The organism is Neobacillus niacini (genome assembly GCF_030817695.1).
GTDB classification, from domain to species: domain Bacteria; phylum Bacillota; class Bacilli; order Bacillales; family Cytobacillaceae; genus Neobacillus; species Neobacillus niacini_F.
Genome location: NZ_JAUSZQ010000002.1, coordinates 4,571,684 through 4,594,459, shown reverse-complemented (window position 1 = coordinate 4,594,459; position 22,776 = coordinate 4,571,684). Strand labels below are relative to the sequence as shown.

General features: G+C 35.7%; 27 protein-coding genes and 1 riboswitch. Of the genes, 15 read left to right on the top strand and 12 right to left on the bottom strand.

The genetic code is table 11. The features are described from left to right. Positions 1-10: 10 nt before the first annotated feature. Positions 11-178: a XapX domain-containing protein gene (locus QFZ28_RS23250; RefSeq protein ID WP_034675180.1), complete on the top strand. Its 168-nt coding sequence runs from the start codon at positions 11-13 to the stop codon at positions 176-178. A gap of 201 nt (positions 179-379) precedes the next feature. After that, positions 380-1,183 (top strand): pyrroline-5-carboxylate reductase, encoded by an 804-nt coding sequence (gene proC, locus QFZ28_RS23245; RefSeq protein ID WP_307196859.1) that lies wholly within the window; start codon positions 380-382, stop codon positions 1,181-1,183. 51 nt (positions 1,184-1,234) lie between these two features. Here the strand turns inward: proC and QFZ28_RS23240 are convergent, their stop codons facing one another. Continuing rightward, the gene (locus QFZ28_RS23240; RefSeq protein ID WP_373428156.1) at positions 1,235-1,789 is read right to left on the bottom strand and encodes a YitT family protein; all 555 of its coding nucleotides are present in this window, start codon (positions 1,787-1,789) and stop codon (positions 1,235-1,237) included. A gap of 237 nt (positions 1,790-2,026) precedes the next feature. On the opposite strand from QFZ28_RS23240, the gene QFZ28_RS23235 reads away from it, so the two are divergent. Further along, positions 2,027-2,326, top strand: coding sequence for a hypothetical protein (locus QFZ28_RS23235; protein ID WP_307196857.1), 300 nt, complete (start codon positions 2,027-2,029; stop codon positions 2,324-2,326). A gap of 51 nt (positions 2,327-2,377) precedes the next feature. On the opposite strand, the gene QFZ28_RS23230 is transcribed toward QFZ28_RS23235, so the two are convergent. Both QFZ28_RS23230 and QFZ28_RS23225 read right to left on the bottom strand, forming a co-directional pair. Next, entirely contained in the window at positions 2,378-3,370 is a 993-nt protein-coding gene (locus tag QFZ28_RS23230; RefSeq protein WP_307196856.1) for an inorganic phosphate transporter, read from the bottom strand. A gap of 11 nt (positions 3,371-3,381) precedes the next feature. Then, positions 3,382-3,996, bottom strand: coding sequence for a DUF47 domain-containing protein (locus QFZ28_RS23225; RefSeq protein ID WP_307196855.1), 615 nt, complete (start codon positions 3,994-3,996; stop codon positions 3,382-3,384). Positions 3,997-4,320: 324 nt separating this feature from the next. Here QFZ28_RS23225 and QFZ28_RS23220 point away from each other — a divergent pair, with 324 nt between their 5' ends. Continuing rightward, positions 4,321-4,575, top strand: coding sequence for a GlsB/YeaQ/YmgE family stress response membrane protein (locus QFZ28_RS23220; protein WP_307196854.1), 255 nt, complete (start codon positions 4,321-4,323; stop codon positions 4,573-4,575). Positions 4,576-4,621: 46 nt separating this feature from the next. Here QFZ28_RS23220 and QFZ28_RS23215 read toward each other — a convergent pair whose 3' ends face one another. Beyond that, a complete protein-coding gene (locus QFZ28_RS23215; protein ID WP_307196853.1) occupies positions 4,622-5,539 on the bottom strand; it encodes an RluA family pseudouridine synthase in 918 nt (305 codons plus the stop codon). Positions 5,540-5,674: 135 nt separating this feature from the next. On the opposite strand from QFZ28_RS23215, the gene QFZ28_RS23210 reads away from it, so the two are divergent. Together QFZ28_RS23210 and QFZ28_RS23205 are read left to right on the top strand one after the other, a co-directional pair. Continuing rightward, complete coding sequence (locus QFZ28_RS23210) at positions 5,675-6,061, top strand: YhcU family protein (protein WP_307196852.1); 387 nt, start codon at positions 5,675-5,677, stop codon at positions 6,059-6,061. A 144-nt stretch (positions 6,062-6,205) separates the two neighbouring features. After that, positions 6,206-7,948, top strand: a complete 1,743-nt coding sequence (locus QFZ28_RS23205; protein WP_307196851.1) for a phospho-sugar mutase — start codon at positions 6,206-6,208, stop codon at positions 7,946-7,948. A gap of 133 nt (positions 7,949-8,081) precedes the next feature. Here QFZ28_RS23205 and QFZ28_RS23200 read toward each other — a convergent pair whose 3' ends face one another. Beyond that, positions 8,082-8,333, bottom strand: coding sequence for a YhdB family protein (locus QFZ28_RS23200; protein ID WP_307196850.1), 252 nt, complete (start codon positions 8,331-8,333; stop codon positions 8,082-8,084). A 158-nt stretch (positions 8,334-8,491) separates the two neighbouring features. Between QFZ28_RS23200 and QFZ28_RS23195 the strand changes: the two genes are divergently transcribed. Together QFZ28_RS23195 and QFZ28_RS23190 are read left to right on the top strand one after the other, a co-directional pair. Next, the gene (locus QFZ28_RS23195; RefSeq protein WP_307196849.1) at positions 8,492-9,478 is read left to right on the top strand and encodes a M14 family zinc carboxypeptidase; all 987 of its coding nucleotides are present in this window, start codon (positions 8,492-8,494) and stop codon (positions 9,476-9,478) included. 88 nt (positions 9,479-9,566) lie between these two features. Continuing rightward, positions 9,567-10,979, top strand: coding sequence for a SpoVR family protein (locus QFZ28_RS23190; protein WP_307196848.1), 1,413 nt, complete (start codon positions 9,567-9,569; stop codon positions 10,977-10,979). 58 nt (positions 10,980-11,037) lie between these two features. On the opposite strand, the gene QFZ28_RS23185 is transcribed toward QFZ28_RS23190, so the two are convergent. The 3 genes from QFZ28_RS23185 to QFZ28_RS23175 form a co-directional block, all read right to left on the bottom strand. Beyond that, entirely contained in the window at positions 11,038-12,294 is a 1,257-nt protein-coding gene (locus QFZ28_RS23185) for a DUF445 domain-containing protein (RefSeq protein ID WP_307196847.1), read from the bottom strand. 89 nt (positions 12,295-12,383) lie between these two features. Beyond that, entirely contained in the window at positions 12,384-12,983 is a 600-nt protein-coding gene (locus tag QFZ28_RS23180; protein ID WP_307196846.1) for a DUF3939 domain-containing protein, read from the bottom strand. 213 nt (positions 12,984-13,196) lie between these two features. Further along, positions 13,197-13,472, bottom strand: coding sequence for a HesB/YadR/YfhF family protein (locus tag QFZ28_RS23175; RefSeq protein ID WP_307196845.1), 276 nt, complete (start codon positions 13,470-13,472; stop codon positions 13,197-13,199). A 306-nt stretch (positions 13,473-13,778) separates the two neighbouring features. On the opposite strand from QFZ28_RS23175, the gene QFZ28_RS23170 reads away from it, so the two are divergent. Continuing rightward, on the top strand, positions 13,779-14,114 hold the full coding sequence (locus QFZ28_RS23170; protein WP_307196844.1) for a hypothetical protein: 336 nt from the start codon (positions 13,779-13,781) through the stop codon (positions 14,112-14,114). Between the two features lie 66 nt (positions 14,115-14,180). Here QFZ28_RS23170 and QFZ28_RS23165 read toward each other — a convergent pair whose 3' ends face one another. The 4 genes from QFZ28_RS23165 to QFZ28_RS23150 form a co-directional block, all read right to left on the bottom strand. Next, positions 14,181-14,360: a hypothetical protein gene (locus QFZ28_RS23165; protein WP_307196843.1), complete on the bottom strand. Its 180-nt coding sequence runs from the start codon at positions 14,358-14,360 to the stop codon at positions 14,181-14,183. A 114-nt stretch (positions 14,361-14,474) separates the two neighbouring features. After that, the gene (locus tag QFZ28_RS23160; protein WP_307196842.1) at positions 14,475-15,824 is read right to left on the bottom strand and encodes a hemolysin family protein; all 1,350 of its coding nucleotides are present in this window, start codon (positions 15,822-15,824) and stop codon (positions 14,475-14,477) included. 61 nt (positions 15,825-15,885) lie between these two features. Then, positions 15,886-16,287, bottom strand: a complete 402-nt coding sequence (locus QFZ28_RS23155; RefSeq protein ID WP_307197101.1) for a MerR family transcriptional regulator — start codon at positions 16,285-16,287, stop codon at positions 15,886-15,888. Positions 16,288-16,476: 189 nt separating this feature from the next. Further along, positions 16,477-17,610 (bottom strand): histidine kinase N-terminal domain-containing protein, encoded by a 1,134-nt coding sequence (locus QFZ28_RS23150; protein WP_307196841.1) that lies wholly within the window; start codon positions 17,608-17,610, stop codon positions 16,477-16,479. A 199-nt stretch (positions 17,611-17,809) separates the two neighbouring features. After that, a riboswitch (TPP riboswitch) is annotated at positions 17,810-17,916 on the top strand. Positions 17,917-18,051: 135 nt separating this feature from the next. Between QFZ28_RS23150 and thiT the strand changes: the two genes are divergently transcribed. The 6 genes from thiT to QFZ28_RS23120 all read left to right on the top strand — a co-directional run bounded on the left by thiT (position 18,052) and on the right by QFZ28_RS23120 (position 22,588). Further along, a complete protein-coding gene (gene thiT / locus QFZ28_RS23145) occupies positions 18,052-18,627 on the top strand; it encodes an energy-coupled thiamine transporter ThiT (protein ID WP_307196840.1) in 576 nt (191 codons plus the stop codon). 177 nt (positions 18,628-18,804) lie between these two features. Continuing rightward, positions 18,805-19,260 carry a helix-turn-helix transcriptional regulator gene (locus tag QFZ28_RS23140; RefSeq protein ID WP_307196839.1) on the top strand — a complete coding sequence of 152 codons (456 nt, stop codon included), beginning with the start codon at positions 18,805-18,807 and terminating at the stop codon, positions 19,258-19,260. A 110-nt stretch (positions 19,261-19,370) separates the two neighbouring features. Beyond that, positions 19,371-21,398 carry a transglycosylase domain-containing protein gene (locus QFZ28_RS23135; RefSeq protein WP_307196838.1) on the top strand — a complete coding sequence of 676 codons (2,028 nt, stop codon included), beginning with the start codon at positions 19,371-19,373 and terminating at the stop codon, positions 21,396-21,398. A 135-nt stretch (positions 21,399-21,533) separates the two neighbouring features. Next, the gene (sigY, locus tag QFZ28_RS23130) at positions 21,534-22,091 is read left to right on the top strand and encodes an RNA polymerase sigma factor SigY (RefSeq protein WP_307196837.1); all 558 of its coding nucleotides are present in this window, start codon (positions 21,534-21,536) and stop codon (positions 22,089-22,091) included. Continuing rightward, positions 22,045-22,395: a YxlC family protein gene (locus QFZ28_RS23125; RefSeq protein ID WP_307196836.1), complete on the top strand. Its 351-nt coding sequence runs from the start codon at positions 22,045-22,047 to the stop codon at positions 22,393-22,395. Before sigY ends, QFZ28_RS23125 begins: the two co-directional genes overlap by 47 nt. After that, the gene (locus QFZ28_RS23120; protein ID WP_307196835.1) at positions 22,388-22,588 is read left to right on the top strand and encodes a sigma-Y antisigma factor component; all 201 of its coding nucleotides are present in this window, start codon (positions 22,388-22,390) and stop codon (positions 22,586-22,588) included. The genes QFZ28_RS23125 and QFZ28_RS23120 overlap by 8 nt, the downstream gene beginning before the upstream one ends. Positions 22,589-22,776 lie beyond the last annotated feature (188 nt).

Sequence of the window (22,776 nt, the reverse complement as noted above, 5' to 3'; positions counted from 1 at the left end):
GGGATACAAAATGAAAGAAGTAGTATTAGCATTAATTGCTGGATTAATTGTTGGAATAATATTTAAATTTATGAGGCTGCCATTACCCGCTCCTCCTGTGTTTTCCGCAGTAGTAGGCGTCTTTGGTGTTTATTTTGGAGGCGTTATTGCCAGTTGGATGGTTAAATTTTTCCAATAAATAAAGTTGTCTGAGGAGTGTTTATTATAAAATAAAACATTGAGACAGGATTCTAATCCCGTCTCTTTTTTAATGCTTGTTATTAATTTTAAAAATAACAATTAATGATGTATGAGAATGGTAAAGAAAAAAGCTTGTTATTTCCATCATTAAGGAAACCTACAGAAACGAAAGATAGAAAATAAAAGAAGGTGCAGCTTTTTGAATAAAAAAATCGGATTTATCGGTGCAGGAAAAATGGCTCAAGCGATGATAGCAGGAATCCTAAAATCAAAGTTGATTTCAAAAGAAAACATAATCGCCAGCGCAAAAACAGAGTGCACTATTGAAAAAATTAAATCAAATTATCAAATTCGAACGACCCATAATAATCGAGAAGTAGCAAGGTTTGCGGATATTTTGATCCTTGCTGTAAAACCTGATCAGCATTCGAAGGTAATTCAAGAAATCAAAAATGATGTTCATCCCGAATGTAAGATTATTACTATTGCAGCCGGAATTACATTAAAGGATATTGAAAAGGAATTTGGTTTTCATGTAAAGGGTGTCAGGACTATGCCAAACACTCCTTCCTTGGTTGGTGAAGGGATGAGTGCTATTTGTTCGAATGGGAGGCTTAGTGAGGAAGAGGTATTGGAGGTTGAACGTCTCTTCCAAACGTTTGGAAAAACAGAGAGGCTGGATGAGAAATTAATGGATGCTGTACCTGCGATAAGTGGTTCTTCGCCAGCTTATGTTTATATGTTGATAGAAGCGATGGCTGACGGAGGAGTTAAGCAGGGAATTCCAAGAGATAAAGCATATCGGCTTGCCGCGCAGGCAGTCCTTGGGGCTGCTAAAATGGTTCTCGAAACTGCAAGTCACCCAGGAGAACTGAAGGATAATGTGTGCACACCAGGCGGGGCGACAATTGAAGCAGTAACTGAACTCGAAAAGAGACAATTTCGCGGCGGTATATTGGCGGCGATGGAAAGCTGTACTGATAAGGTAAAGTCATTACATTAACATTCAAACACGGAGCCTGCGGCACTGCCGTAGGCTCTTATATTTTTTTCATTAGTATGGTTCAGGTTTTCTAATCACTGTCAGAGAAGTCATTAAACCTACAAAAATAATCGTTACTAAAGAATAAAAGAATTTCTCTAATCCCACGACTTGAATTCCGCTGGTAATGACAAGACCGTCAATTAAAAATATAATAATGCCTATATTTACAGAGGTAAATTTAGTAATAATCTGGGCTAGTAAATCAGTCCCGCCCGTGCTTGTATCATAACGGAGCATTAAACCAATACCAACTCCTACAAGAATACCTCCAATAATCGTACTAGGGAAAATACCAATCTTAATTTTTCCATTAATAAAGGAAAGTAAGTCAATGCAAAAAGAAGAGATAATGAGGCCATGCAGACTGTAGTAAAAATATCGCCTTTCAAAAAACCATGCTAAGATATAGAGAGGAAGACTTAAAACAATCATAGTAAGTCCCGTTGGCCATCCGTAAAAGTAATGAAAGATTAACCCTAACCCGATTACCCCGCCATCTAGCAGATGATAAGGTACGAGAAACCCATTTACACCGAGGCTTAATAGTAAACTGCCAATAAGCATCGCAATAATTTTTTGTTTCAATGAGAATCACTCCAAACTTGTCCCTACATAAAAAGTATGAATGTGATTTCCATTTAGAAGTGTTGAAACTAAAAAAAGGATTGTTGAGCAAGTTGGTTCTGAATTAAGACGTTGTATGATGGCAAGGAATAAGGAGAATACTTAACGTATGGTATAATAGGAATAGGTAAATTTTTTTTATATTAGTTTTTTTTGTTAAAATCAGGGAGGTATATGATGCTTCAAGACGAATATGAATTATTGCTGAAAAGAACGGTTGAGGTGGCTCCGGAGTGGCTAAAGAGTGACATAGAAGATATCTTGAATAAAGAAGGAAGACATGCTGGAGTAAGTTATGTCATTTCCCAACTTCACGACAGATATAGCTTTAGTTTCAGACATATTTTGTCAGCCATTAATTTTTCAGATGAATGGACTGTGGTTTCAAGAGAACGGCTAAGCTTTATTGACAATAATATTGAGGTTATCGTTGCTTTGTATGATGACCATAAAGGCAAAATAGGTAAAATTTTATAAAAAAAAGCAATACAATTCGCTCGAATTGTATTGCTTTTTTTTATTTATATTCTAGAAGAATAGATTTAAGATAAAATAAGAAATTGCTGCTATAGCTGCTGAAATCGGAAGCGTAATAACCCAAGTGATAAGCATTCTTTGAGCAGTATCCCATTTTACTCCTTTTAGTCGGTGTGAGGCACCAACCCCTAGAATACCGGAAGAAATGACGTGGGTTGTACTAACAGGTACATGCATGAAAGTAGCACCAAAGATTACAGCTGCACCAGTTAAATCTGCTGCCACCCCGTTAATAGGTCTGATTTTCATAATCTTACCACCAACGGTTTTAATAATTTTCCATCCTCCGACGGATGTACCTAATCCCATTGCCAGCGCACAGGAGAATTGTACCCAAAATGGAACTTCAGCATTACTGCCAAGGTAGCCATTAGCAATTAAAGCCATCGTGATAATCCCCATTGCTTTTTGTGCATCATTCGTTCCATGTGAGTAAGACTGTAGGGCTGCAGTGGCAATTTGCATGTAACGGAAATTCCGATTAGTCTTCGCTAAATTTGCATTTTTAAATACCACTTTAAAAATACTGTACACAATATATCCGACCGCAAAAGCGAGGATTGGTGAAATAATTAAAGCTTGGAGGATTTTCAAAAATCCAGTATAGTTAAGCGCACCAAAACCTGCTGAAGCCAATGCTGATCCCGCAATTGACCCAATGAGTGCATGGGAAGAACTGCTCGGAATTCCGTAATACCACGTTAATAAATTCCAAAAAATAGCTGCTATTAGTGCAGCTAGAATAACCACCGATCCATTTTCAAGCGTAAAGGGATCGACAATATCCTTAGAAATGGATTTAGCTACACCCGTAAAAGTCATTGCTCCTACAAAATTCATAATAGCAGCTAACAGAATGGCCTGCCGTGGTCTTAGTGCCTTTGTAGAAACAGAGGTTGCAATCGAGTTAGCCGTATCATGGAACCCATTAATAAAGTCAAATGCAAGGGCACCAATGACAACCAAAATAATTAAAATTTCCATTTGTTTGCTCCTTATGCATTTTTCATGATGATGGTTTCAAGTGTATTTGCAACAGATTGACAGCTGTCTGCAATATCCTCAAGATTTTCATAAATTTCCTTGTACTGAATAATTCTTATTGGATCTTTTTCTACTGTAAATAAATGCTTAATGGACTGACGCAGGATATTGTCACATTTTGATTCATAATCCTTAGTTTTGATTGCATGTTCTCTCATTTGAGGAAGTTTCTTATTCGCTAACAATTCAATGGCTTTATCAATTTCATGAACACTAGCTTTTATAGCGTCAACAAATTGAAGCATAAAATCATCTGCTTGGGTAATGGAATACATTTCAAACAGTGCAGCTGTGGCTTCCAGCCCGTCTAGGACGTCATCCATGCTGTTTGCTAGATGAAGGATATCTTCACGTTCAATAGGAGTGATAAATGCGTCATTTAATTGCTTGATCACTTCATGAACAAAGGAATCTCCCTTCGTTTCAATTTCTTTCATCTTTTCTGAGAAGATTTTCAAATCACTTATATTTTTTAATTTATAGTCAGCAAAGTAATTTGCGCCTTCCTTTAAGTTTGAAGAAATATTACTTAGTAGTGCTGAAAATTTATCAACCTTTTTTGCCATTTTTGAATCCCCCTAAATAGTATGTAAAAAATTTTTACACTAACGGACAACATTTTACCGAAAAAAGACAAAAAAATCATAAAAAGTTAACCTAATTTACAAAAACTTAACAAAAGAATTTTCCGAAAATTGTTTTATTCGAGCAGCTTTATTTATTTTTTTAATGTCTCCAGAACAAAATAGTAATATGTATTGTATAGAAGTTGGTATCTTCCTTTGTATGAAATTCAATAAAATGGGTATTTTAATCGTACACGGCAGCAAATTTTAATCATTAAAAAAACCGTGTTATAAATTGAATCATCACAAAAAGGAGTGTTCAGTATGAGTTTCATATGGGCATTAATTGTCGGTGGAGTTATTGGCTGGTTAGCTGGTCTTATTGTTGGTAGAGATGTTCCAGGTGGTATCATTGGTAATATAATTGCTGGGTTTGTTGGCGCATGGCTTGGTACTTTACTATTAGGAGATTGGGGACCAAATGTAGCAGATTTTGCGATTATCCCTGCGATAATTGGATCTGTTGCCTTGGTCTTCCTATTATCACTATTAATGAGGGCATTTAGAAAAGCAAAATAATAAAAAGCAAAAGAGGCCTCCTATATGGGAGGCCTCTTAATTTGTCTCATATACTGTAAATATCAATACCTTTGAAGATTGGAGGCTGGTCAATAAATGGAGCATAACAAATAACGTCTTCACCAGTAATGGGGTGTGTAAATTCTAATTTTGCAGCGTGTAATGCCTGCCTTTTGAACAATGGCTTCCCGCCATATAATGTATCACCCAATAAAGGATGTCCTATATGACTAAAATGAACACGTATTTGGTGCGTTCTCCCTGTTTCTAGCCAGCATTTGATATAAGAAAGTCCTTTTTCCTCTTTAATTAACTGATAATGTGTAGCAGCCGCTTGCCCAGTGGGAGAAACACGTCTTCTCGTTGCGTGGTGTCGATCGCGTCCAATTGGCTCACTTATTGTCCCTTTTTTCCTTTTTATATGTCCGTCGACGATTGCAAGATAGGTTCTTTTTATTTCATGTTTTTCAAGCCTTCTGTCTAAGATGGCACCGGATAATGCGTGTTTTGCAAACAGGATGGCACCTGTCGTATCCTTGTCTAAACGGTGTACTTGACGTATTTTCACTTTTTCACCTTTTGACTGTACATAAAATTGTGCTGCATGTAAAAGCGTGCTTTTATCACTTTCATCATTTGGATGTGTACTCATAAAAGGTGGTTTATTAAATACAATCACATGGTCGTCTTCATATAGAACTTGTATATCATAGAAGTTGTCTAGTATGATTAGAGGCACTGCTTCCTCAAATAGTTTTATTAGTACTTTATCTCCAATCTCTAAGGGCTGAGTCCAATTTGCATTATTTCCATTTACTAATACGTTATGTTCCATCCGGAATAGATGGGTTAGCTTTTTTGGCACTTCCCATTGCTTACGAAAGATTTCTTCAATGGTTTTTCCCGCCCAGTTTTTTTGTGTAATGATTTCTAGCCAATTGCCTTTACGCGTCGTTTTTAGCATTTTTACTCCTCTTATCTTGTAATTTCACTATCAAAGAACGTGGTTATAATTACCACCGTAAATTTATCCTCAAATATGCTATTCTTATGTATATATATTACGATAGATTATGGCAATCGCAAAGGTGGGTTACAAGTGAAAATCGTTTTTGCCTCGACACCGGGTCAGGAAGAAGAAATTTGTGGACTTGTCAGGTATATCTATTCAACTGTTTTTCCACTCTATTTTACGGATAAGGAAATAAGTGAGTTTGAACAATTAAAAGTATTGCATACGCCAGATGACTTTAATACATTAAAGGATGCCTTTCAAGTGATGGCAAGTATGCAAACGGTAATTTCAATACTTGAGTCTCCAACTCTCGATGATCAATATGCAGCATTATTTAATAAAAATGTTACTACTCTTCAAGAATTTGGACTTTTCTTTCCGTTTGAGTTTGAACAATTTGTTGAAGCAAAAAATCTAAAAAACAGTGTGTTTAGTATTTATATCAAAGCCGCAAATGAATTACTCGTCTAATTCGAAAAAAAATGTCTGCAAATGCAGACATTTTTTTTTATTATCCTTGAACTTATACAGATTACATATAAAATAAAAAGAAGGTGTAAGTTTATTGGGAAATTCAAACAATATGAATATGGAAGTAACAAGGAGGATTTTGTCATGGAGTGGAAAGAAAACGCAAACAGATGGTTAGAATTCGCTAATTTGAATGAAGAGTTAAAGCAGCAGCTTGAGGTAATTAAGAACGATGAAAAACAACTTGAGGAAGTTTTTTATAAAAATCTTGAGTTTGGTACTGGTGGAATGCGTGGAGAGATTGGCGTTGGAACCAATCGGATGAATCTATATACGGTTCGCAAGGCTTCTGCTGGATTAGCAGCATACATAGATGAACAGGGGAATGAGGCAAAACAAAAGGGTGTAGTAATTGCCTACGATTCACGACATAAGTCTCCAGAGTTTTGTATGGAGGCAGCAAGAACGCTCGCAACAAAAGGGATTAAAACTTACATATTTGATGAATTAAGACCGACTCCGGAATTATCATTTGCCTTAAGGCATTTAAACGCCTTTTCTGGAATTGTGATTACAGCAAGCCATAACCCGCCAGAATACAATGGCTACAAAGTATATGGTTCTGATGGAGGTCAACTGCCTCCTGATGCTGCCGACGAGGTCATTGCAAGAGTAAACGAAATTGAAAATGAATTGTTGATAGAGGTAGATACTGAAGAAAACCTCAGAGCCCTTGGATTAATTAACACCATTGGTGCAGAAATTGACCAAGCTTATATAGAAAAATTAAAAACGATTTCTGAAAATCCATCGATTTCAAATGAAACAGATATAAAAATTGTGTTTACACCTTTACATGGCACGGCGAATAAACCAGTTCGTCAAGCATTGGCTGCGTTGGGCTATACAAACGTAACGGTGGTGAAGGAACAGGAACTGCCAGATCCGGAATTTTCAACTGTAAAAAGTCCAAATCCAGAGGAACATGCAGCATTTGAATTAGCTATTAGGGATGGTAAAAAAGTGGGTGCAGATCTGTTAATAGCAACAGACCCAGATGCAGACCGTTTAGGAATTGCTGTTCTTAACCCTGAAGGAGAGTATGTTGTATTAACCGGTAACCAAACGGGAGCGCTATTGTTAGATTACATCCTTTCACAAAAGCAAAGTAAAGGGACTCTTCCTTCAAATGGAGTAGTGCTAAAAACAATTGTAACATCAGAAATAGGCAGAAAAATTGCCCAAGATTACAACTTAGACACCATTGATGTACTTACTGGTTTTAAGTTTATTGCTGAAAAGATTAATGAGTATCAATCAACTGGAGAATATACCTTCTTATTTGGATATGAAGAAAGCTATGGCTACTTAATCGGCGATTTTGCTCGTGACAAGGATGCTGTTCAAGCGGCACTTTTAGCGGTAGAAGTATGTGCCTTTTATAAAAAACAGGGTATGTCACTTTATGAAGGTTTAATGCAAGTATTTGAAAAGTACGGCTATTATCAAGAAGGTCTTAGATCGCTAACCTTAAAGGGTAAAGAAGGTGCTGAACAAATTCAGCGGATTTTAGCTTCTTTCCGGTCACAACCAATTAAGCAGCTTGGTGACTTAACCCTTTCCATGTCAGAGGATTACCTGACAGGTACTCGCCAAACATCTAAAGGTGAAGAGACAATCGACTTGCCAAAATCGAATGTATTAAAGTATACCTTTACAGATGGTTCATGGGTATGTTTACGACCATCCGGTACTGAACCAAAGGTAAAATTCTATTTTGGTGTAAATAGTAAGAGTTTAGACGAAAGCAGAAGTAAGTTATCTGAAATTGAAAAGAACTTTATGGGACTGGTAGACGAAAAAGTCAAAATGGTAACGCAAAACTAAAAGGAATAAACGAAAGAAAAGTATAACAACATTTAAAAACGGCTTCCCAAGGAGGGAGGCCGTTTTTTTTGGTGGAATTCTTTGGTCCGGTTGTAAAAATTTTTCTCAACAATAATAGTATCCACTTGTTATTTCAGGAAAGACTATACATCGGTAACTCATTATCAGGTTCGACTGTTTCGTTAGCATGGTCGATATAACGAAGCAGTGAATATAATTTGTCTTCAATGACTGAATAGTCACGTTCAAAGTGATAGGCATGCAGGAATTGCTCTATCCGCTTAGATAAAAATTGGTCTTTTGTTCGTACCATAAGTATCAGCAAATTATCCCATTCAGATCGATGTGTATAATACAAAGCTCGATCATAATCCATTTTATTCATTTGTTTTGTCTCCTCCTTACTAGGAGTTGAGTTTATTTTATGACGTTTTGCAAATAAACTTTCACAGAAAATGTTGGACAAGCCGATATTACAGTGTTTTCAACTTTTACCTGTATAACAAGTAAGGTATTGGTTTCGTTTTTAATAAGGAGGTTGTTATGAAGAAAATTTTGTTAATTTTGTTGATTTTATTATTACAATTCGAAATGACTTCAAAGGCAAAGGTTGTCGAGACCACCCGTCCTTATTCATACGAAATATTAAAACAGGATATTTCGGAAATCGAGCATACCTATAAGAAAGTAGAAGTAAAAAGTATTGGAAAGACCCATTTTGGAAGAACCATCTATGGGATTAAACTTGGAGAAGGAAAGCGAAGTATCGTTCTTATAGGGGCACATCATGGGCGTGAATGGATGACCAGCATGCTTTTAATGAAGAAGCTAGAGGGGTACGCTAAAGCATATCAAAATCAAACTGATTTCGGAACCTTTTCAACCAAGATTTTAAACGTTGTTTCCATTTGGTTTATCCCAATGCTCAATCCAGATGGTGTCACGATTCAGCAAAATACTCTTGAAAAATTCCCGTATCATCACCGAAAACATCTGATATCTATGAATGAAGGATTCGACAATTTTGAAAGGTGGAAAGCCAACGGGCTGGGAGTGGATTTGAATAGGCAATATCCTACTGGATGGAAAGAGTTAAATCATCAGCCTGATTTTCCATCTTATCAATTTTATAAAGGCAGGAAACCCCTAGAAGCGAAAGAGGTAAAGGTATTAACACAATTCATTCGCAAAATCAATCCTGAGATTGCCATTGCCTACCATTCCTCCGGCGAAGAGGTTTTTTGGAATTATCATAATGGTATACATCTTCAGCGTGATAAACAGATTGCAAAGAAAGTGTCAAAATTGACAGGATATAAACTTGCAAAACCGCCAAAACAGGCAACCGGAGGAGGGTTCACCGATTGGTTTATCACTCACTATCATCGTCCGGCTTTGACGATTGAAATTAGTCCTCTTGTTGGGGAAACATCCCCGCCCTTGTCGGTCTTTGAAACTGAATGGGAAAGAAATAAATATGTGGGACTTACCCTGGCAGAAGAGGCAAAGCACCTGAAAAAGACAAAATAAGCAGGTAGACTTGTTGTTTTTAACATCTTGTTTCATCATTCCCAGATTTTCTTCATACATTGTGATAAGAGGAAAAGGGGGAATGGCGATGAATGGGGACGATCGCAAAGCTCTTGAATATGCAATTAGTGAAATTACTGAAATTGCACGAGGCTTTGGTTTAGATTTTTATCCGATGCGATATGAAATTTGCCCAGCAGAAATCATTTACACATTTGGTGCCTATGGAATGCCTACCAGATTTTCACACTGGAGTTTTGGGAAGCAATTTCATAAGATGAAGCTTCATTATGATTTAGGTTTAAGTAAAATTTATGAACTCGTTATCAACTCAAATCCTTGTTATGCCTTTTTATTAGATTCCAATTCACTCATCCAAAATAAATTAATCGTCGCACATGTCCTTGCACATTGTGATTTCTTTAAAAACAATGTCCGTTTCCAAAATACCAAACGGGATATGGTCGAAAGTATGGCAGCCACAGCAGAGAGAATTCGCCGTTATGAAATTCAATTCGGTAAAAAGGAAGTGGAGACCTTTCTTGACGCGGTGCTGGCAATTGATGAACATATTGACCCTTCACTGATGAGACCTAAACTTACTTGGTCACTTGAAGATGATGCTGAAGAAGAAGATGTCCAACAAACAGCGACTCCGTATGATGATTTATGGAGGTTGGACGATAAAGACAAAGAGCAGCCGGCTCAGCCTAGGAAAAAACAATTTCCTCCACGACCTGAAAAGGATTTATTATTATTTATTGAGACATATAGCAGAGAGCTAACAGATTGGCAGCGGGATATTTTAACGATGATGCGTGAAGAAATGCTTTACTTTTGGCCGCAGCTTGAAACAAAAATCATGAATGAAGGCTGGGCCTCTTATTGGCACCAACGTATTATCAGAGAGATGGATTTAACCAGTGGTGAAGCCATTGAATTTGCAAAATTAAATGCCGGTGTCGTACAGCCATCAAAAACAGGAATAAATCCGTACTACCTGGGTATTAAGATTTTTGAGGATATTGAGGAGCGATATAATAATCCAACTGAAGATATGATAAGAAGAGGTGTTACACCTGGTTCTGGGCGGGAGAAGATGTTTGAAGTCCGTGAAGTGGAGTCGGATATATCGTTTTTACGGAATTATTTAAATAAAGACCTTGTAATGAGGGAAGATATGTATCTTTTTCAGAAACAGGGAAGGGATTACAAAATCGTTGATAAACAGTGGGAACATGTACGTGACCAGTTAGTTAATATGCGTGTAAATGGAGGTTTCCCATATATTACAGTCAATGATGGTGACTACCTGAAGAATGGTGAACTTTATTTAAAGCATTGGTATGAAGGCGTAGAATTAGATGTAAAATATCTTGAAAAAGTATTACCATATATTCAACAATTATGGGGAAGACCTGTTCACATTGAAACGATGATAGAAGAGCGAAGAATGTTATTTTCTTATGACGGAAAAGGCGTTCACCGAAAATATTTGTAAAAGGGAAGGCAGCTAGTAAATGCTATAGCTGCCTTCCTTCATGTAGGTAAATAAACTTTTAAAAAATCAATTTTAAGCCTACCAATACAAGCCCGATGAGAAAGCCGCAGACAGCACCATTTACACGAATCCATTGCAGGTCTTTTCCAACATTGTTCTCAATCATATCAATAAGGGTTTTATTATCCAATTTTTCTAGGTTTTCTTCCACGAGTTTTCCAATCTTCGGATGATTATTATCCACAAAAGTGGCAATTTGTTGTTGAATCCATGATTCAATGGCTTTTATTTTATCATCATCTGTTTTCAAACTTTCAAGTGCCTTTGATAAATGAGGAAGGAGATAATCCTCGTAAAAGTTAGGTAAATCAATAAGGGTAATGGCTTTTTCTTTTAGCTGTTCAATAAAATCGGTGATTTTATCTTCTAAGTGCCAGTGTGATAGCATTTGTTCTTTTATATTATTTATTTCCAAAGCTAGAGTTTCATCCGTTTTTAAATCTTCTAGTTTTGTGCTTATATGAAAAAGTAAGGTTTGTCTATTTTGATTAAATGGGTCATTAAAGCTCTGTACACCCTTTTGGATGAGACCTTGGATGATGTTTCCTAACTTTTCCTCATTGACAATGTTCGTAAAGGATTTTAAAGCAAATTGCATAAAACCATCCGCTTTAATATTTTCCAGGGCGTCAACTGCCATCCTGCCAAGTTTCTCTTTTGTACTTTCTTTTTTAGACCAATCATCGATTTCCTTTAGAACAAAATCAAGCGCTTTTTCATCATACTTCCTTTTAAGTAGTTGATCAATTACGACAGGAAGATACTTACTTGCATCTAAATCTTTCAGCTTTCCTTTCAATTCGCTTTCAATGATAGGTGCGAATTTATGGCTATCAATTGAATGAAGTAAATGCTGGATTAGCTTAAGCGTAACATTTCTCACATGCTGCCCTGTGATGGCTTGCTCAGCAAAGTTAAACATCTTTACGGTAAAGGGAAAGCTTGATATTTTCTTGCGAATACTTTCTTTGGTCAGCCAATCGTTTTCCAGCATTGAAATAATCCCTGCAATAATTCTCTTACGGTTCTTTGGTAAAAGAGCAGTATGCGGTATAGGTATACCTAGAGGGTGGCGAAATAACGCGGTAACGGCAAACCAATCTGCAAGACCACCAACCAAGCCTGCTTCAAATCCCCCTTGAAGGATGGTTCCCCAAAGAGAATCTTGAAAAGGAATCGTTACAATAAAACCTGCTCCCATGACAGCCAGAGAAATCGTCGCTAAATGCTTCGATTTATTCTTTTTCTTCGACATCTGTGTATCCCTCATTTTAACTAAAATATGGTTGTTTATTGATATTATCTCAATAACATATAAAAAAGCAAAAAAAAACTCCTCTAACATTACTGAGAAGAGTTTTCTAATTTCTTTTTTTTAGGTCTAATATGAGTTATCATTCCATCTAATTTAGTAATATAGAATTGTGTTTCAGGAGCAGATTTTAAGTAATTTTCTTGAATTAATTGGTAGTAGTTCACTCTTCGCTCTGGGTCAAATCGCAGCATAGGATATTCTTTTCGTTCCTTAACATATAAGTCTACTGCCTTTTGTACCATGTCCATTTCGGCTGGTATTTTCTTTTCGTTTTCCTCAAACAGATCATAGGTTTCTTTAGACATATAAAACTTTTTAGAGGGAATTCCGCCCAGTATCTTTGCGATCTGTTTGAAATCAATACTGTTATCGTCTTGTACAATAATCGTTCTGTATACACCTTTTGGAAGATTATCTGAAAATTGCCTTACAGCTTTCCGAACCTGGTCAATGTTTACGTCAATCATTGGATAGTTTTGTGCTTCTTGCAGATTAATTTGTGAGTCATTTTTAAACTCAGTAGTTTTATTTACAGGTTTATTATAATGTTTTTGTATTATTATGTAACCTGTAAATCCCCCAATCCCAGTCCCAAGGAAAGTAAAAATAATTGTAAACCAATGTTCCATATTGTCCAACCCCTTCTACGTAGGTTAGGAGCGATATTGCTCACACATTTTATTATAGGCGCTTACATTATTCCAAATCAGATCGCATTTTATTCCGATCATTAATAAATGTAATTTAAGTATACTAATAATATAGGAAATAGGGCAGCCATTTATGATGGGTGCCCTGAGGAAATAATATTGGAGAACAATTAGTTTATTGCAAATGTTTCTTTAAAGCTTATTTGAAATTTCATTTATTTCTTCATTATAGGATAAACATGTTTCAGTATCTTCGAAAAACCAAACATCATTGCCTTCTACATAGAAGTTAATTCCATTTATTTCTTTCGTAAAGCCGATATTTGATGGTGACTCTGCAGAAAACGCCAGGCTAAAGCCCTTATGTTTTTCACCAAAACCATCATATTGCGGATACATTCTCACCGTATGGAGCTCAAATTCATTTGTAAACCACTTTGCAGCTTTTTCATCAATGGAAATTAGCATTTTATATGCACCAACCTTTTCAAAATAGTAATAGCTATAATAAGATTGAAAACTGTTTAAGTTAAAAAGAAATGTTTATCATTTCTTATGGTATTAGATTAAGGCTTTTTATTGGATTTGCATGTGATATTTTTCACAAGAAAATCCGTCATAGAGATTATTTTAAAAAATGTTCATATTTCCGCAATAAACATCATGAAAAGTGGATACTAAAAAATACCTTTTAGTATTGTTTTAGTATTTGTAACATATTAAGAGTGTTAAAGGTGGTAAAATGGATTTAATACAAAAAGGGAGATCCTAACTATGGAGCAAAAACTTGATAAATTAACTGAAAACATTTCTGATATTAAAACGCTAATAAATACTTTTAATAAAACGTTAGAAAACATCGAACATAGACTTTCCCGGTTGGAGCAAATGGACAGTATTGAACACCGAGTGGAGGTTAATCAAATCGACTTATCCGATATAAAAGAATCACTGCAGCGCATTGAAGACGTGCAAGACAATGTCGTAAAACAGTTAGAGAATAACTTAGGAAATGGCGAGGAGATTAAGCATATTAATCGCCGCCTGGATTCACACCTGATTAAATTAGCCAAAGCGGAAGAAGAAATCATTATCCTAAAAAACAGATAAACAAAAAAAGATCAGATTCGAAAACTGATCTTTTTTTATGAATAGAATAATGCAATCGCTTACAGTTTATCTGCCAAATAGTGCTTTCAGCGCCTTATAGATGAACGCTAAAGAAAAAATAATCATTGCTAATGAGCCAACGATATCAAAAATTGGGCCTAAGAAACTTAAAAATGATACCAGTTCTACACTCATTAAAACAAATCCAGAAAGTATTGCTGCTAAAAATAAGAAAATTAATTCCATCGTAATTTCTCCCCCCTTTAGTTTTAGAATATGATTAGAAGGGTGAAGTTGATTGGATTTTTAAAGAAATATTAAGATTTTATTACAAAAAAAACAGACCGCTAGGGTCTGTTTTTAAGAAAGTACTTCTGTTTGAGACAAAGCTATTTTATTTGTACTTGCTTCATCCTTTGCACTCTTTGTTACCTCGATATATTTAATATGATGTTCTTCCATATCAAGTATTTTAAAGACATAGGAATCGTGATGAATGGAGTCTCCTTCTTTGGCCTCATAATTCTCCGTTAATATCCAGCCGCCAATGGTGTCAATATCTTCATCATCAATATCGACGCCCAACAAATCATTTACTTCCGTGACTAAAACTTTTGAATCTATAATATAATGGTTCTCCTTAATTTTACGTATCATTGGAATCTCATCCGAATCAAATTCATCACGGATTTCACCAACAATCTCCTCAAGGATATCCTCAACTGTAACAAGACCGGATGTACCACCATATTCATCCATTAAGATAGCCATGTGCATTCGATCCTTTTGCATTTTAACAAGCAAATCATGGATCGGTATCGTTTCGATAACTCTAATTATCGGACGAGTATAGTGTTCGAGTGTTTTAGTTGATAGGGTTTCTTTACTGATTAAATCCGTAACCATTTCCTTAATATTTACTAAACCAATAATATGGTCTTTATCACCATCAATTATTGGATATCTCGTATATTTTTCCTCACGAATCACTTCGAGAAAAGTATCGAGGGTATCATCTTTAGATAATGAAACGATTTCTGTCCTTGGTACCATAATTTCTTTGGCAATTCGGTTATCAAATTCAAAAATTTTATTTACATACTTAAACTCAGATTGGTTAATTTCGCCACTTTTATAGCTTTCTGAGAGGATAATTCGAAGCTCTTCCTCGGTATGTGCCATTTCGCTTTCAGAGACTGGTTTAAGACCAAAAATGCTCGTTACAATACGTGCAGATCCATTTAATAACCATATAAACGGATACATCACTTTATAAAAGAAGATTAGTGGCCGTGACATGACCAGAGTGATCAATTCAGCTTTTTGAATAGCCAGTGTTTTAGGTGCTAGTTCCCCTACGACTACATGTAAAAAAGTAATGGTCGCAAATGCAATCCCAATTGATAAGACGTGGGAAACACCTTCAGGGATTTCTAGTCCATTGAAAAGGGGAGTGAGTATATGCTCAATGGTAGATTCCCCAATCCAACCTAAAGCAAGGGCCGTTATCGTAATTCCTAATTGACAAGCTGAAAGATATTCATCTAAGTTTGAAATGACTTTTTTTGCTGAAATAGCACTCGAATTACCTTCCTCAATTAACTGGTCAATTCTTGAACTGCGAATTTTAACAATAGCAAACTCTGAAGTTACAAAAAAAGCAGTTAAAGCAATTAAAATGGCTATTAAAACCAAGTTAAATATGTCCAAATAAGTTCCCTTAGCTCGTTACATACGAGTTAAGGAGTCACCTCCTAGTAATTTAAAAAAATTAACTCGTTTTATTCAAAAGGGAGTTCGTCAGCACTGATTTTAGCATCAATATATTCGATGTGAGTTTTTCTTTCTGAAGGTCATCCAATTTTTCAATGATTGGAATTAAGTCAAATAAATCATTCTGCAGCTGCTGCATTTGCTGTGAAACTGTATTTACATGTTTTTCCACTTCTGAATCACGAATTGTTTTGTCCTTCTTCATATCTAGTTTTCTTTTAATCTCGTCAAGGGGATAGTGCAAACTCTTACATTCTTCGATAAATTTTAAATCCTTTAAGGATTCATCAGAGTATATTCGGTAATTGGATTTAGAGCGTTCTGCACTAAGTAAACCAATTGATGTGTAATAATCGATTGTCCTTTTAGAGACCATTGCAATTTCTGCTAATTCACCGATACGATAAACAGCCCCATCAAATCACCTCGAGTAATCTAAATTTAAAAATAATTATAGTAAATTACAACTATACAGTCAAACGTTCTGGTTTGGATAATTAGTTGGTATAATCATTTTATGAAAAAAGTCTTGTCCTTATGAATTTGAAAATTATAAATTTTCAGAAACAAAATAGGAAATAAACGTCTCCTACAAAGGAGACGCAGCGAGGGGTAATTTAATTGTAAATACAGTTAGGTCTGGAGTTGAAAGACAGGTTAATTCACCTTTATGTTTTTCAATAATTTCTTTACAGACGAATAGGCCAAGACCAGTACCGAGCTTTTTGGTTGTGAAAAAAGGCTCAAAAATGGTTTTGCTCAATTCAGCTGGAATCATTGGTCCATTATTTGAAATAGATAAAACAACATGTGAATTATTTTCTATGTCGCATTTTATTTCAATCGTTGGATTAGCTATTCTGTGATGGTTTAATACGTCAATGGCATTAAAAATAATATTAATAAAGACTTGTCTCATTTCATCGGCATATCCATAAAGGGTAATATCATCGACGATATCCTTTTTAATTTTGACCTTACCGTCTAAAATACTAGGGTAGAGGAAATTTAACACTTCATCAATTAATTTATTCTGATTAAATTGTTCTTTTTCTTTTCCAATTAATTCTTTTTTAGACAAAAGTAGAAATTGTGAAATACGGAAATTAAGTTGATCCAACTCACTGGAGATAATATCTAGATATTTCATATCTGGGTAGTCTGCCTTAAGAAGCTGGATAAAACCTTGTATAGAAGTAAGCGGGTTTCTAAATTCATGAATGAAACTTGATGTCATTTGCCCTAGAAGGGTTAAACGGTCTTGATGAGTCGAATCAATAAACATCGTTTTTTCTTCAATAATTTTGTTCTTAGCTTCTGTATAATGAGTAACTGCGTAATAAAGAAATTTATCAAAACAGAAATTTATCTTATTGATAGATTCTTGAAGATCAGCCCAGTTTAGACCTGTCTTACTTAAATAACTATATAAAACCGTTCTGCCAAGGTTAACATTATAGACAAAGTCGCCAATATTGATATTCGCTAATGCTCTTTCTTCAGAAATTTCAATCGCATTCTTTTCAATAGAATCTAAGAGTTCTTCTTCACTCATCGTATGCATAGTTAACACAATATTAAAAATGGCTATTCCATTTTGACTTATTTTTTCTTTATAGGGATCACCTTTGGAAATAACAATGAGATTCTCCCACTCACGAATTAATTCTTCTTTATTCTTATTAAAAAAAGCTATTAAATCCATATGTAATTCAGATAACATAACAGTTTCCTCCTAAGACAGTGCCGAACTGATTAAATTAAATTCGCGTTAATAGCTGGAAATCCCTTTAAATAAATATAGGTAAATTTTATCAATTTCTATTCCCACTATTCTAGTTTATCTAATTATAACATGAATGGAAATTTATCCTTGTAAAAATCCTATAAAAATAGTATATTCGTTTATGATCATAATTAAATATTTCCACAAGGGGAGCTGCTTTTGGTGGCTGAGAGTGAACGTTCGAGTTCTGACCCTATGAACCTGTTAGTTAGCACTAGCGTAGGGATGTGGTTTGCCGTAAATTAATATAAGCAATGCAGACAATCCTTAAAAGTCCTGCATTGCTTTTTTGTTTATATGGCGCCATATTAATATGTCATATTTCAGTATCAACTTTCGAACGTTCTCCAAAATTCAAACATATTAGGGGGAACTTGTATGGAGAAAAAGCGTAGTAACACATTATTCTTGGTTGAGGTAGCAGTATTTTCGGCACTAGCATATTTATTAGATTTGGTTTCAGGAATGTTGTCTCTAAAAATATGGCCACAGGGAGGTTCCATTTCTATTGCGATGATTCCCATTTTCCTAATGTCATTTCGTTGGGGTGTAAAAGGCGGAATCTTGTCTGGATTTTTACTAGGATTACTTCAGTTCATCCTTGGTTTTTCACAAATCTATACCCTTTTACAAGGAATTATTGATTATGCTATTGCCTTTTCAGTAGTTGGTTTAGCAGGTATTTTTGCTTCTCAAGTGAAAGACTCTCTTTCCAATAATAATAGGAAAAAATGGATCACATTTGTGATTATGGGAACATTTTTAGGCAGTGCTCTAAGATATCTTGCTCATGTACTATCAGGAATTGTGTTTTTTGGCGAATATGCACCTGAAGGGCAGCCAGCAGCTGTATATTCCCTAATATACAATGGAACCTATATGCTTCCAAGCTTTATCGTATGTGCAATTATTGTAATCCTTGTCATCAGTGCCGCACCGAAAAAAATGATATAAGTTGAAAAATAGAAAAGTCTGTGACTTTTCTATTTTTTTTTCGAAAATAATATAGGATGATTAATTGCTTTACCAGGAGTTTATTTACTCAATCCATTATCAACGTTTTTTTTCTTTTCAATATGAGTGAACTTGTGTAAAATTACACTAATAGGTGTACTGAAGGAAGGGTTTTAATTGAATAGGGATGAAATAATTAGGTTAGTTTCAGATAAACTGCGATTAATTCGTACAGAGGCAGGATATACCCAGGATAAAATGGCGGAGATCATTGGTGTTTCAAAGAAAACCTTGGTTCAAATTGAAAAAGGAAGAGTGCTGGCAGGCTGGTCTACGGTTGTCACCATTTGTGCTTTATTTAGAGAAACAGAAACTGTCCAATTTTTATTTGGAAGTGAACCGCTTGAAGTCTTGGAAACCGTGGCACGTGAAGGAATAGATTATCGAAAAATGAAAACCTTTGGGGGAAGAATTTGGTGGCGGGAAGTCTCAAGAAAAAACGGTTTTATCCTCCAGCAGAATATTCTTAGTAAACACTTCCGAATATTGGATGACAAACACTATCGGGTTTACAGCAGCTTTGACGAAAAACAATCCAAAATCCGCTTTAAAGAATTAACCAAGATAGATTAAAGAAAAGCACTTGAATTTTATTTCGAGTGCTTTTTTTTTGGATAATTTTTCCCTATCTTGGGAAAAAGAAAATGATGTCCTTAATTTCTTATCCTTATTAAGGAGGAATTATGAAAAAGGTAGTGAATAATTGGAAGCGTTGGCATATGAACCAAGTTATGGTTCTGTCGTTTTCTCTTTTAGTTTTGGGCTTTCTAGGAATTGTGTACGCTTATTCCATGGATGCAGATATTTCTTCCTTAAAAAATGAACTTCCTCAAGCAACCGTTTTTTATGACTTGAATGGAGAGGTTGCGAGTAAAGTATCTGCTAATAAAAATGAAGGTATATCAATCGATCAGGTACCGGAATCAATGAAAAATGCCGTGATTGCAATAGAGGACCGTCGATTCTACGAGCACCATGGTGTCGATTATATTGGGATTACTAGAGCACTTATTCGAGACATCAAAGCTCGTGGAATGGTAGAAGGCGGCAGTACAATTACCCAGCAATTAACAAAAAACACGTTACTCACCTCGCAGAAAACTTTAAAAAGAAAAATAGATGAAGTGTTTTTAGCGATGGAAATTGAGCGACAGTTTAGCAAATCTGAAATTCTTCAAATGTACTTAAATCAAATCTATTTTGGTGATGGTGCTTGGGGAATTAAGCATGCAGCAAGTAATTATTTCGCTAAAGAGGTCGAGAATCTTACTATTAGCGAATCAGCGTTGCTGGCAGGATTAATAAAAGCACCTTCTTCTCTAAACCCCTATGAACACTTGGACAAGGCAACCCAGAGGAGAAATCTTGTACTATCTCAAATGAAGAATCAAGGCTATATAACAACACAGCAATATGAAGCAGCGATAAATGAAAAAGTAGTTTTAAATAATAAAGGCGGAGATCCATTTCGTGGGAAGTATCCGCACTATGTGGATCAAGTTTTTGAAGAAGCCATCAAAGTCTATCATTTATCACAGGATGAATTATTAACAGGCGGCTACAAAGTATACACCGAACTTGATCCAGCCATGCAAAATGCGATGGAAAAGACGTATCAAAGAGATGATATATTTCCAAAGGGGGAAGATTCTCTGGTGCAAAGCGGAGGGATATTGCTTGATCCCAAAACAGGTGGTATCCGGGCAATTGTTGGCGGGCGAGGGGAGCATACTTTTAGGGGTTATAACCGAGCAACGCAATTAAAAGCACAGCCAGGTTCTTCTATTAAACCGATTGCAGTCTTTACACCTGCACTTGAAGCTGGTTGGAAAATAACAGATATGTTAAAGGATGAGCCAATGAGCTTTGGTGAATATGAGCCAAAAAATTATAATCATGAATATGCGGGAGAAGTGCCAATGTACGAAGCAGTGAAAGACTCAAAAAATGTTTCGGCAGTCTGGTTATTAAATGAGATAGGAATCGAAAAAGGATTAAATTCAACCAGACGCTTTGGTATACCTCTACAAAAAGGTGATCGTAATCTATCGCTTGCACTCGGTGGGTTAGAACAAGGTGTATCACCGCTTGTAATGGCTGAGGCATATTCTGTCTTTCCTAATAATGGGGTTAGAATTAAAGCTCATTCCATAAAAAAGATTGTGGATGCAGAGGGTAATTTGATTTCCCAGTGGAAGGAAAAAAAGGAAAAGGTCACTACAAAATCCGTAACTGATCGCATCAATACCATGCTTCTTGGAGTTGTGGAGCATGGGTCTGGAAAAAGCGCACAAATTTCGGGCAGGGAGATTGCAGGAAAAACAGGCTCGACGCAAGTACCGATTCAAGGAGTCACAGGGGTCAAGGACCAATGGTTTGTTGGCTATACATCACAACTTGTTGGTGCTGTGTGGGTGGGCTACGATAAAACAGATGAAAAACATTATTTGAAAACGACAAGCGGTGCGGGAGCAGCTATTGTATTTCGCGAAGTAATGAAACAAGCATTACAAGGTACACCTTCTAGTAGTTTTGGAGTCGAGCACATCGACACGTTAATTGAAAAGAAAGAGAAAGAGGCAGAACAGAACCGGAAATCACTTGAAGAGCATTTTAATGAGGATTCAAATAAATGGGAAAAAAGGTGGAAAAGACAAAGAGAAAAGTGGGAAAAGCGATGGAAAAAAATAGGGCCAAACATGAATCATTAAGAAGAAGGCACGAAGAAATTCGTGCCTTTTTTTGATACAATTTTAATTATTCGTGAACGAAATGACTATATTCACGTCTTATACATAAATAGAAAGGAAAAAGAGGGTAGATGGTAGAAAGAGAGGACAAGTGTGATGGATCCGTTAATAAAAAGCGCAAAAGAAGGGGATCATCTTGCATTTGCCATGTTGTTTAAAGAAAACTATCCGTTCCTTGTAAAGTATTTAATGAAAATTACAATGAATCCAGATATGGCAGAGGAACTTGCTCAAGAAACAATGGCAAAATGTATTCAAAAAATTAATCTCTATAATGGTCAAAGCAAATTTTCAACATGGCTGATTTCCATTGCCACTAACGCTTATATTGACCAATGCAGAAAGCAAAAGAGAGAAAACAAATGGTTAGGGCAAGAAGAAGTTTTTCGGAAAATGAAATGGCATTTCGAAAGCCGGAATGAGGAATGGAACGATGCACTGGAGGCATTAGGTAAATTACCAGTAGACGTTCGGGTTCCCATTGTACTGAAGCATTATTATGGATATTCATACGATGAAATTGGTGCATGGATGAAAATTTCCTCCGGAACGGTGAAATCAAGGGTTCATAATGGAATTTTGGCGGTAAGAAGGGAGCTGAAACTAGGTGAAGAAACAGAAAGTCGTCATACTCGACAACGAACAACAAAATAATCATGACTTGGATGCTATTCACAAACTGCAAGAAGGGTTAAGCAAGGTTGATCAATTCCCTGTCTATACTCCGGATCTACAATGGTTTGAAAATATGGTAGTAACAGAAAAGGAAAATAACAGAAAAAAATTAAGGAAAGAATTATCATTATTTCTTATCATCGCATTACTGATATTAAGTGGAATCATTGTTTCTTTTTATCAAATGCCGGCGGTTTTTCTCTTTATTCAAATCATAACTCCGGTTTTTATTCTATTCTACTCAGTTAATGGGTTTCGTAAGAAGGTGAAAATTAATGAGTAATGAATTGTCACCTACTTTGATTGTTTTTGTTGCTGCTATCCTTTTACTGCAAAGTGTCTATTTATTTTTAGATGCGAGGAAACGCAATCACAACTATTGGTTATGGGGAATTGTTGGTCTAATTCAAGCTCCAATGCCAACACTTTTTTACTTATTATTTGTTCGTAAAATCTTTCGAAAAAAGACTGATTAATTAACTGGAAAAATTCTGAAAAATAGGAATTGACATATAAATAAACTGGTGATAATCTAACAAAGGATGTAAAAAAAGGAAAAGGAGGGTTACAAGATGATTGTTTTACACGGAACTTTACCAGCAACTGAATATTCGAATGTAACCTGCTCCCTAACACCCTTTTTTTAGTGAGTTTATTTTAATTC

What these genes read in the sequence shown, in the direction of transcription:
- QFZ28_RS23235 (WP_307196857.1), top strand. Translation starts at nt 2,027, where the DNA reads ATGCTTCAAGACGAATATGAATTATTGCTGAAAAGAACGGTTGAGGTG.
- QFZ28_RS23230 (WP_307196856.1), bottom strand. Translation starts at nt 3,370, where the DNA reads ATGGAAATTTTAATTATTTTGGTTGTCATTGGTGCCCTTGCATTTGAC.
- QFZ28_RS23200 (WP_307196850.1), bottom strand. Translation starts at nt 8,333, where the DNA reads ATGAATAAAATGGATTATGATCGAGCTTTGTATTATACACATCGATCT.
- thiT (WP_307196840.1), top strand. Translation starts at nt 18,052, where the DNA reads ATGGAGAAAAAGCGTAGTAACACATTATTCTTGGTTGAGGTAGCAGTA.
- sigY (WP_307196837.1), top strand. Translation starts at nt 21,534, where the DNA reads ATGGATCCGTTAATAAAAAGCGCAAAAGAAGGGGATCATCTTGCATTT.
- QFZ28_RS23240 (WP_373428156.1), bottom strand. Translation starts at nt 1,789, where the DNA reads ATGCTTATTGGCAGTTTACTATTAAGCCTCGGTGTAAATGGGTTTCTC.
- QFZ28_RS23165 (WP_307196843.1), bottom strand. Translation starts at nt 14,360, where the DNA reads ATGGAATTAATTTTCTTATTTTTAGCAGCAATACTTTCTGGATTTGTT.
- QFZ28_RS23195 (WP_307196849.1), top strand. Translation starts at nt 8,492, where the DNA reads ATGAAGAAAATTTTGTTAATTTTGTTGATTTTATTATTACAATTCGAA.
- QFZ28_RS23220 (WP_307196854.1), top strand. Translation starts at nt 4,321, where the DNA reads ATGAGTTTCATATGGGCATTAATTGTCGGTGGAGTTATTGGCTGGTTA.
- QFZ28_RS23135 (WP_307196838.1), top strand. Translation starts at nt 19,371, where the DNA reads ATGAAAAAGGTAGTGAATAATTGGAAGCGTTGGCATATGAACCAAGTT.
- QFZ28_RS23150 (WP_307196841.1), bottom strand. Translation starts at nt 17,610, where the DNA reads ATGTTATCTGAATTACATATGGATTTAATAGCTTTTTTTAATAAGAAT.
- QFZ28_RS23170 (WP_307196844.1), top strand. Translation starts at nt 13,779, where the DNA reads ATGGAGCAAAAACTTGATAAATTAACTGAAAACATTTCTGATATTAAA.
- QFZ28_RS23175 (WP_307196845.1), bottom strand. Translation starts at nt 13,472, where the DNA reads ATGCTAATTTCCATTGATGAAAAAGCTGCAAAGTGGTTTACAAATGAA.
- QFZ28_RS23190 (WP_307196848.1), top strand. Translation starts at nt 9,567, where the DNA reads ATGAATGGGGACGATCGCAAAGCTCTTGAATATGCAATTAGTGAAATT.
- QFZ28_RS23120 (WP_307196835.1), top strand. Translation starts at nt 22,388, where the DNA reads ATGAGTAATGAATTGTCACCTACTTTGATTGTTTTTGTTGCTGCTATC.
- QFZ28_RS23215 (WP_307196853.1), bottom strand. Translation starts at nt 5,539, where the DNA reads ATGCTAAAAACGACGCGTAAAGGCAATTGGCTAGAAATCATTACACAA.
- QFZ28_RS23180 (WP_307196846.1), bottom strand. Translation starts at nt 12,983, where the DNA reads ATGGAACATTGGTTTACAATTATTTTTACTTTCCTTGGGACTGGGATT.
- QFZ28_RS23205 (WP_307196851.1), top strand. Translation starts at nt 6,206, where the DNA reads ATGGAGTGGAAAGAAAACGCAAACAGATGGTTAGAATTCGCTAATTTG.
- QFZ28_RS23185 (WP_307196847.1), bottom strand. Translation starts at nt 12,294, where the DNA reads ATGTCGAAGAAAAAGAATAAATCGAAGCATTTAGCGACGATTTCTCTG.
- QFZ28_RS23225 (WP_307196855.1), bottom strand. Translation starts at nt 3,996, where the DNA reads ATGGCAAAAAAGGTTGATAAATTTTCAGCACTACTAAGTAATATTTCT.
- QFZ28_RS23250 (WP_034675180.1), top strand. Translation starts at nt 11, where the DNA reads ATGAAAGAAGTAGTATTAGCATTAATTGCTGGATTAATTGTTGGAATA.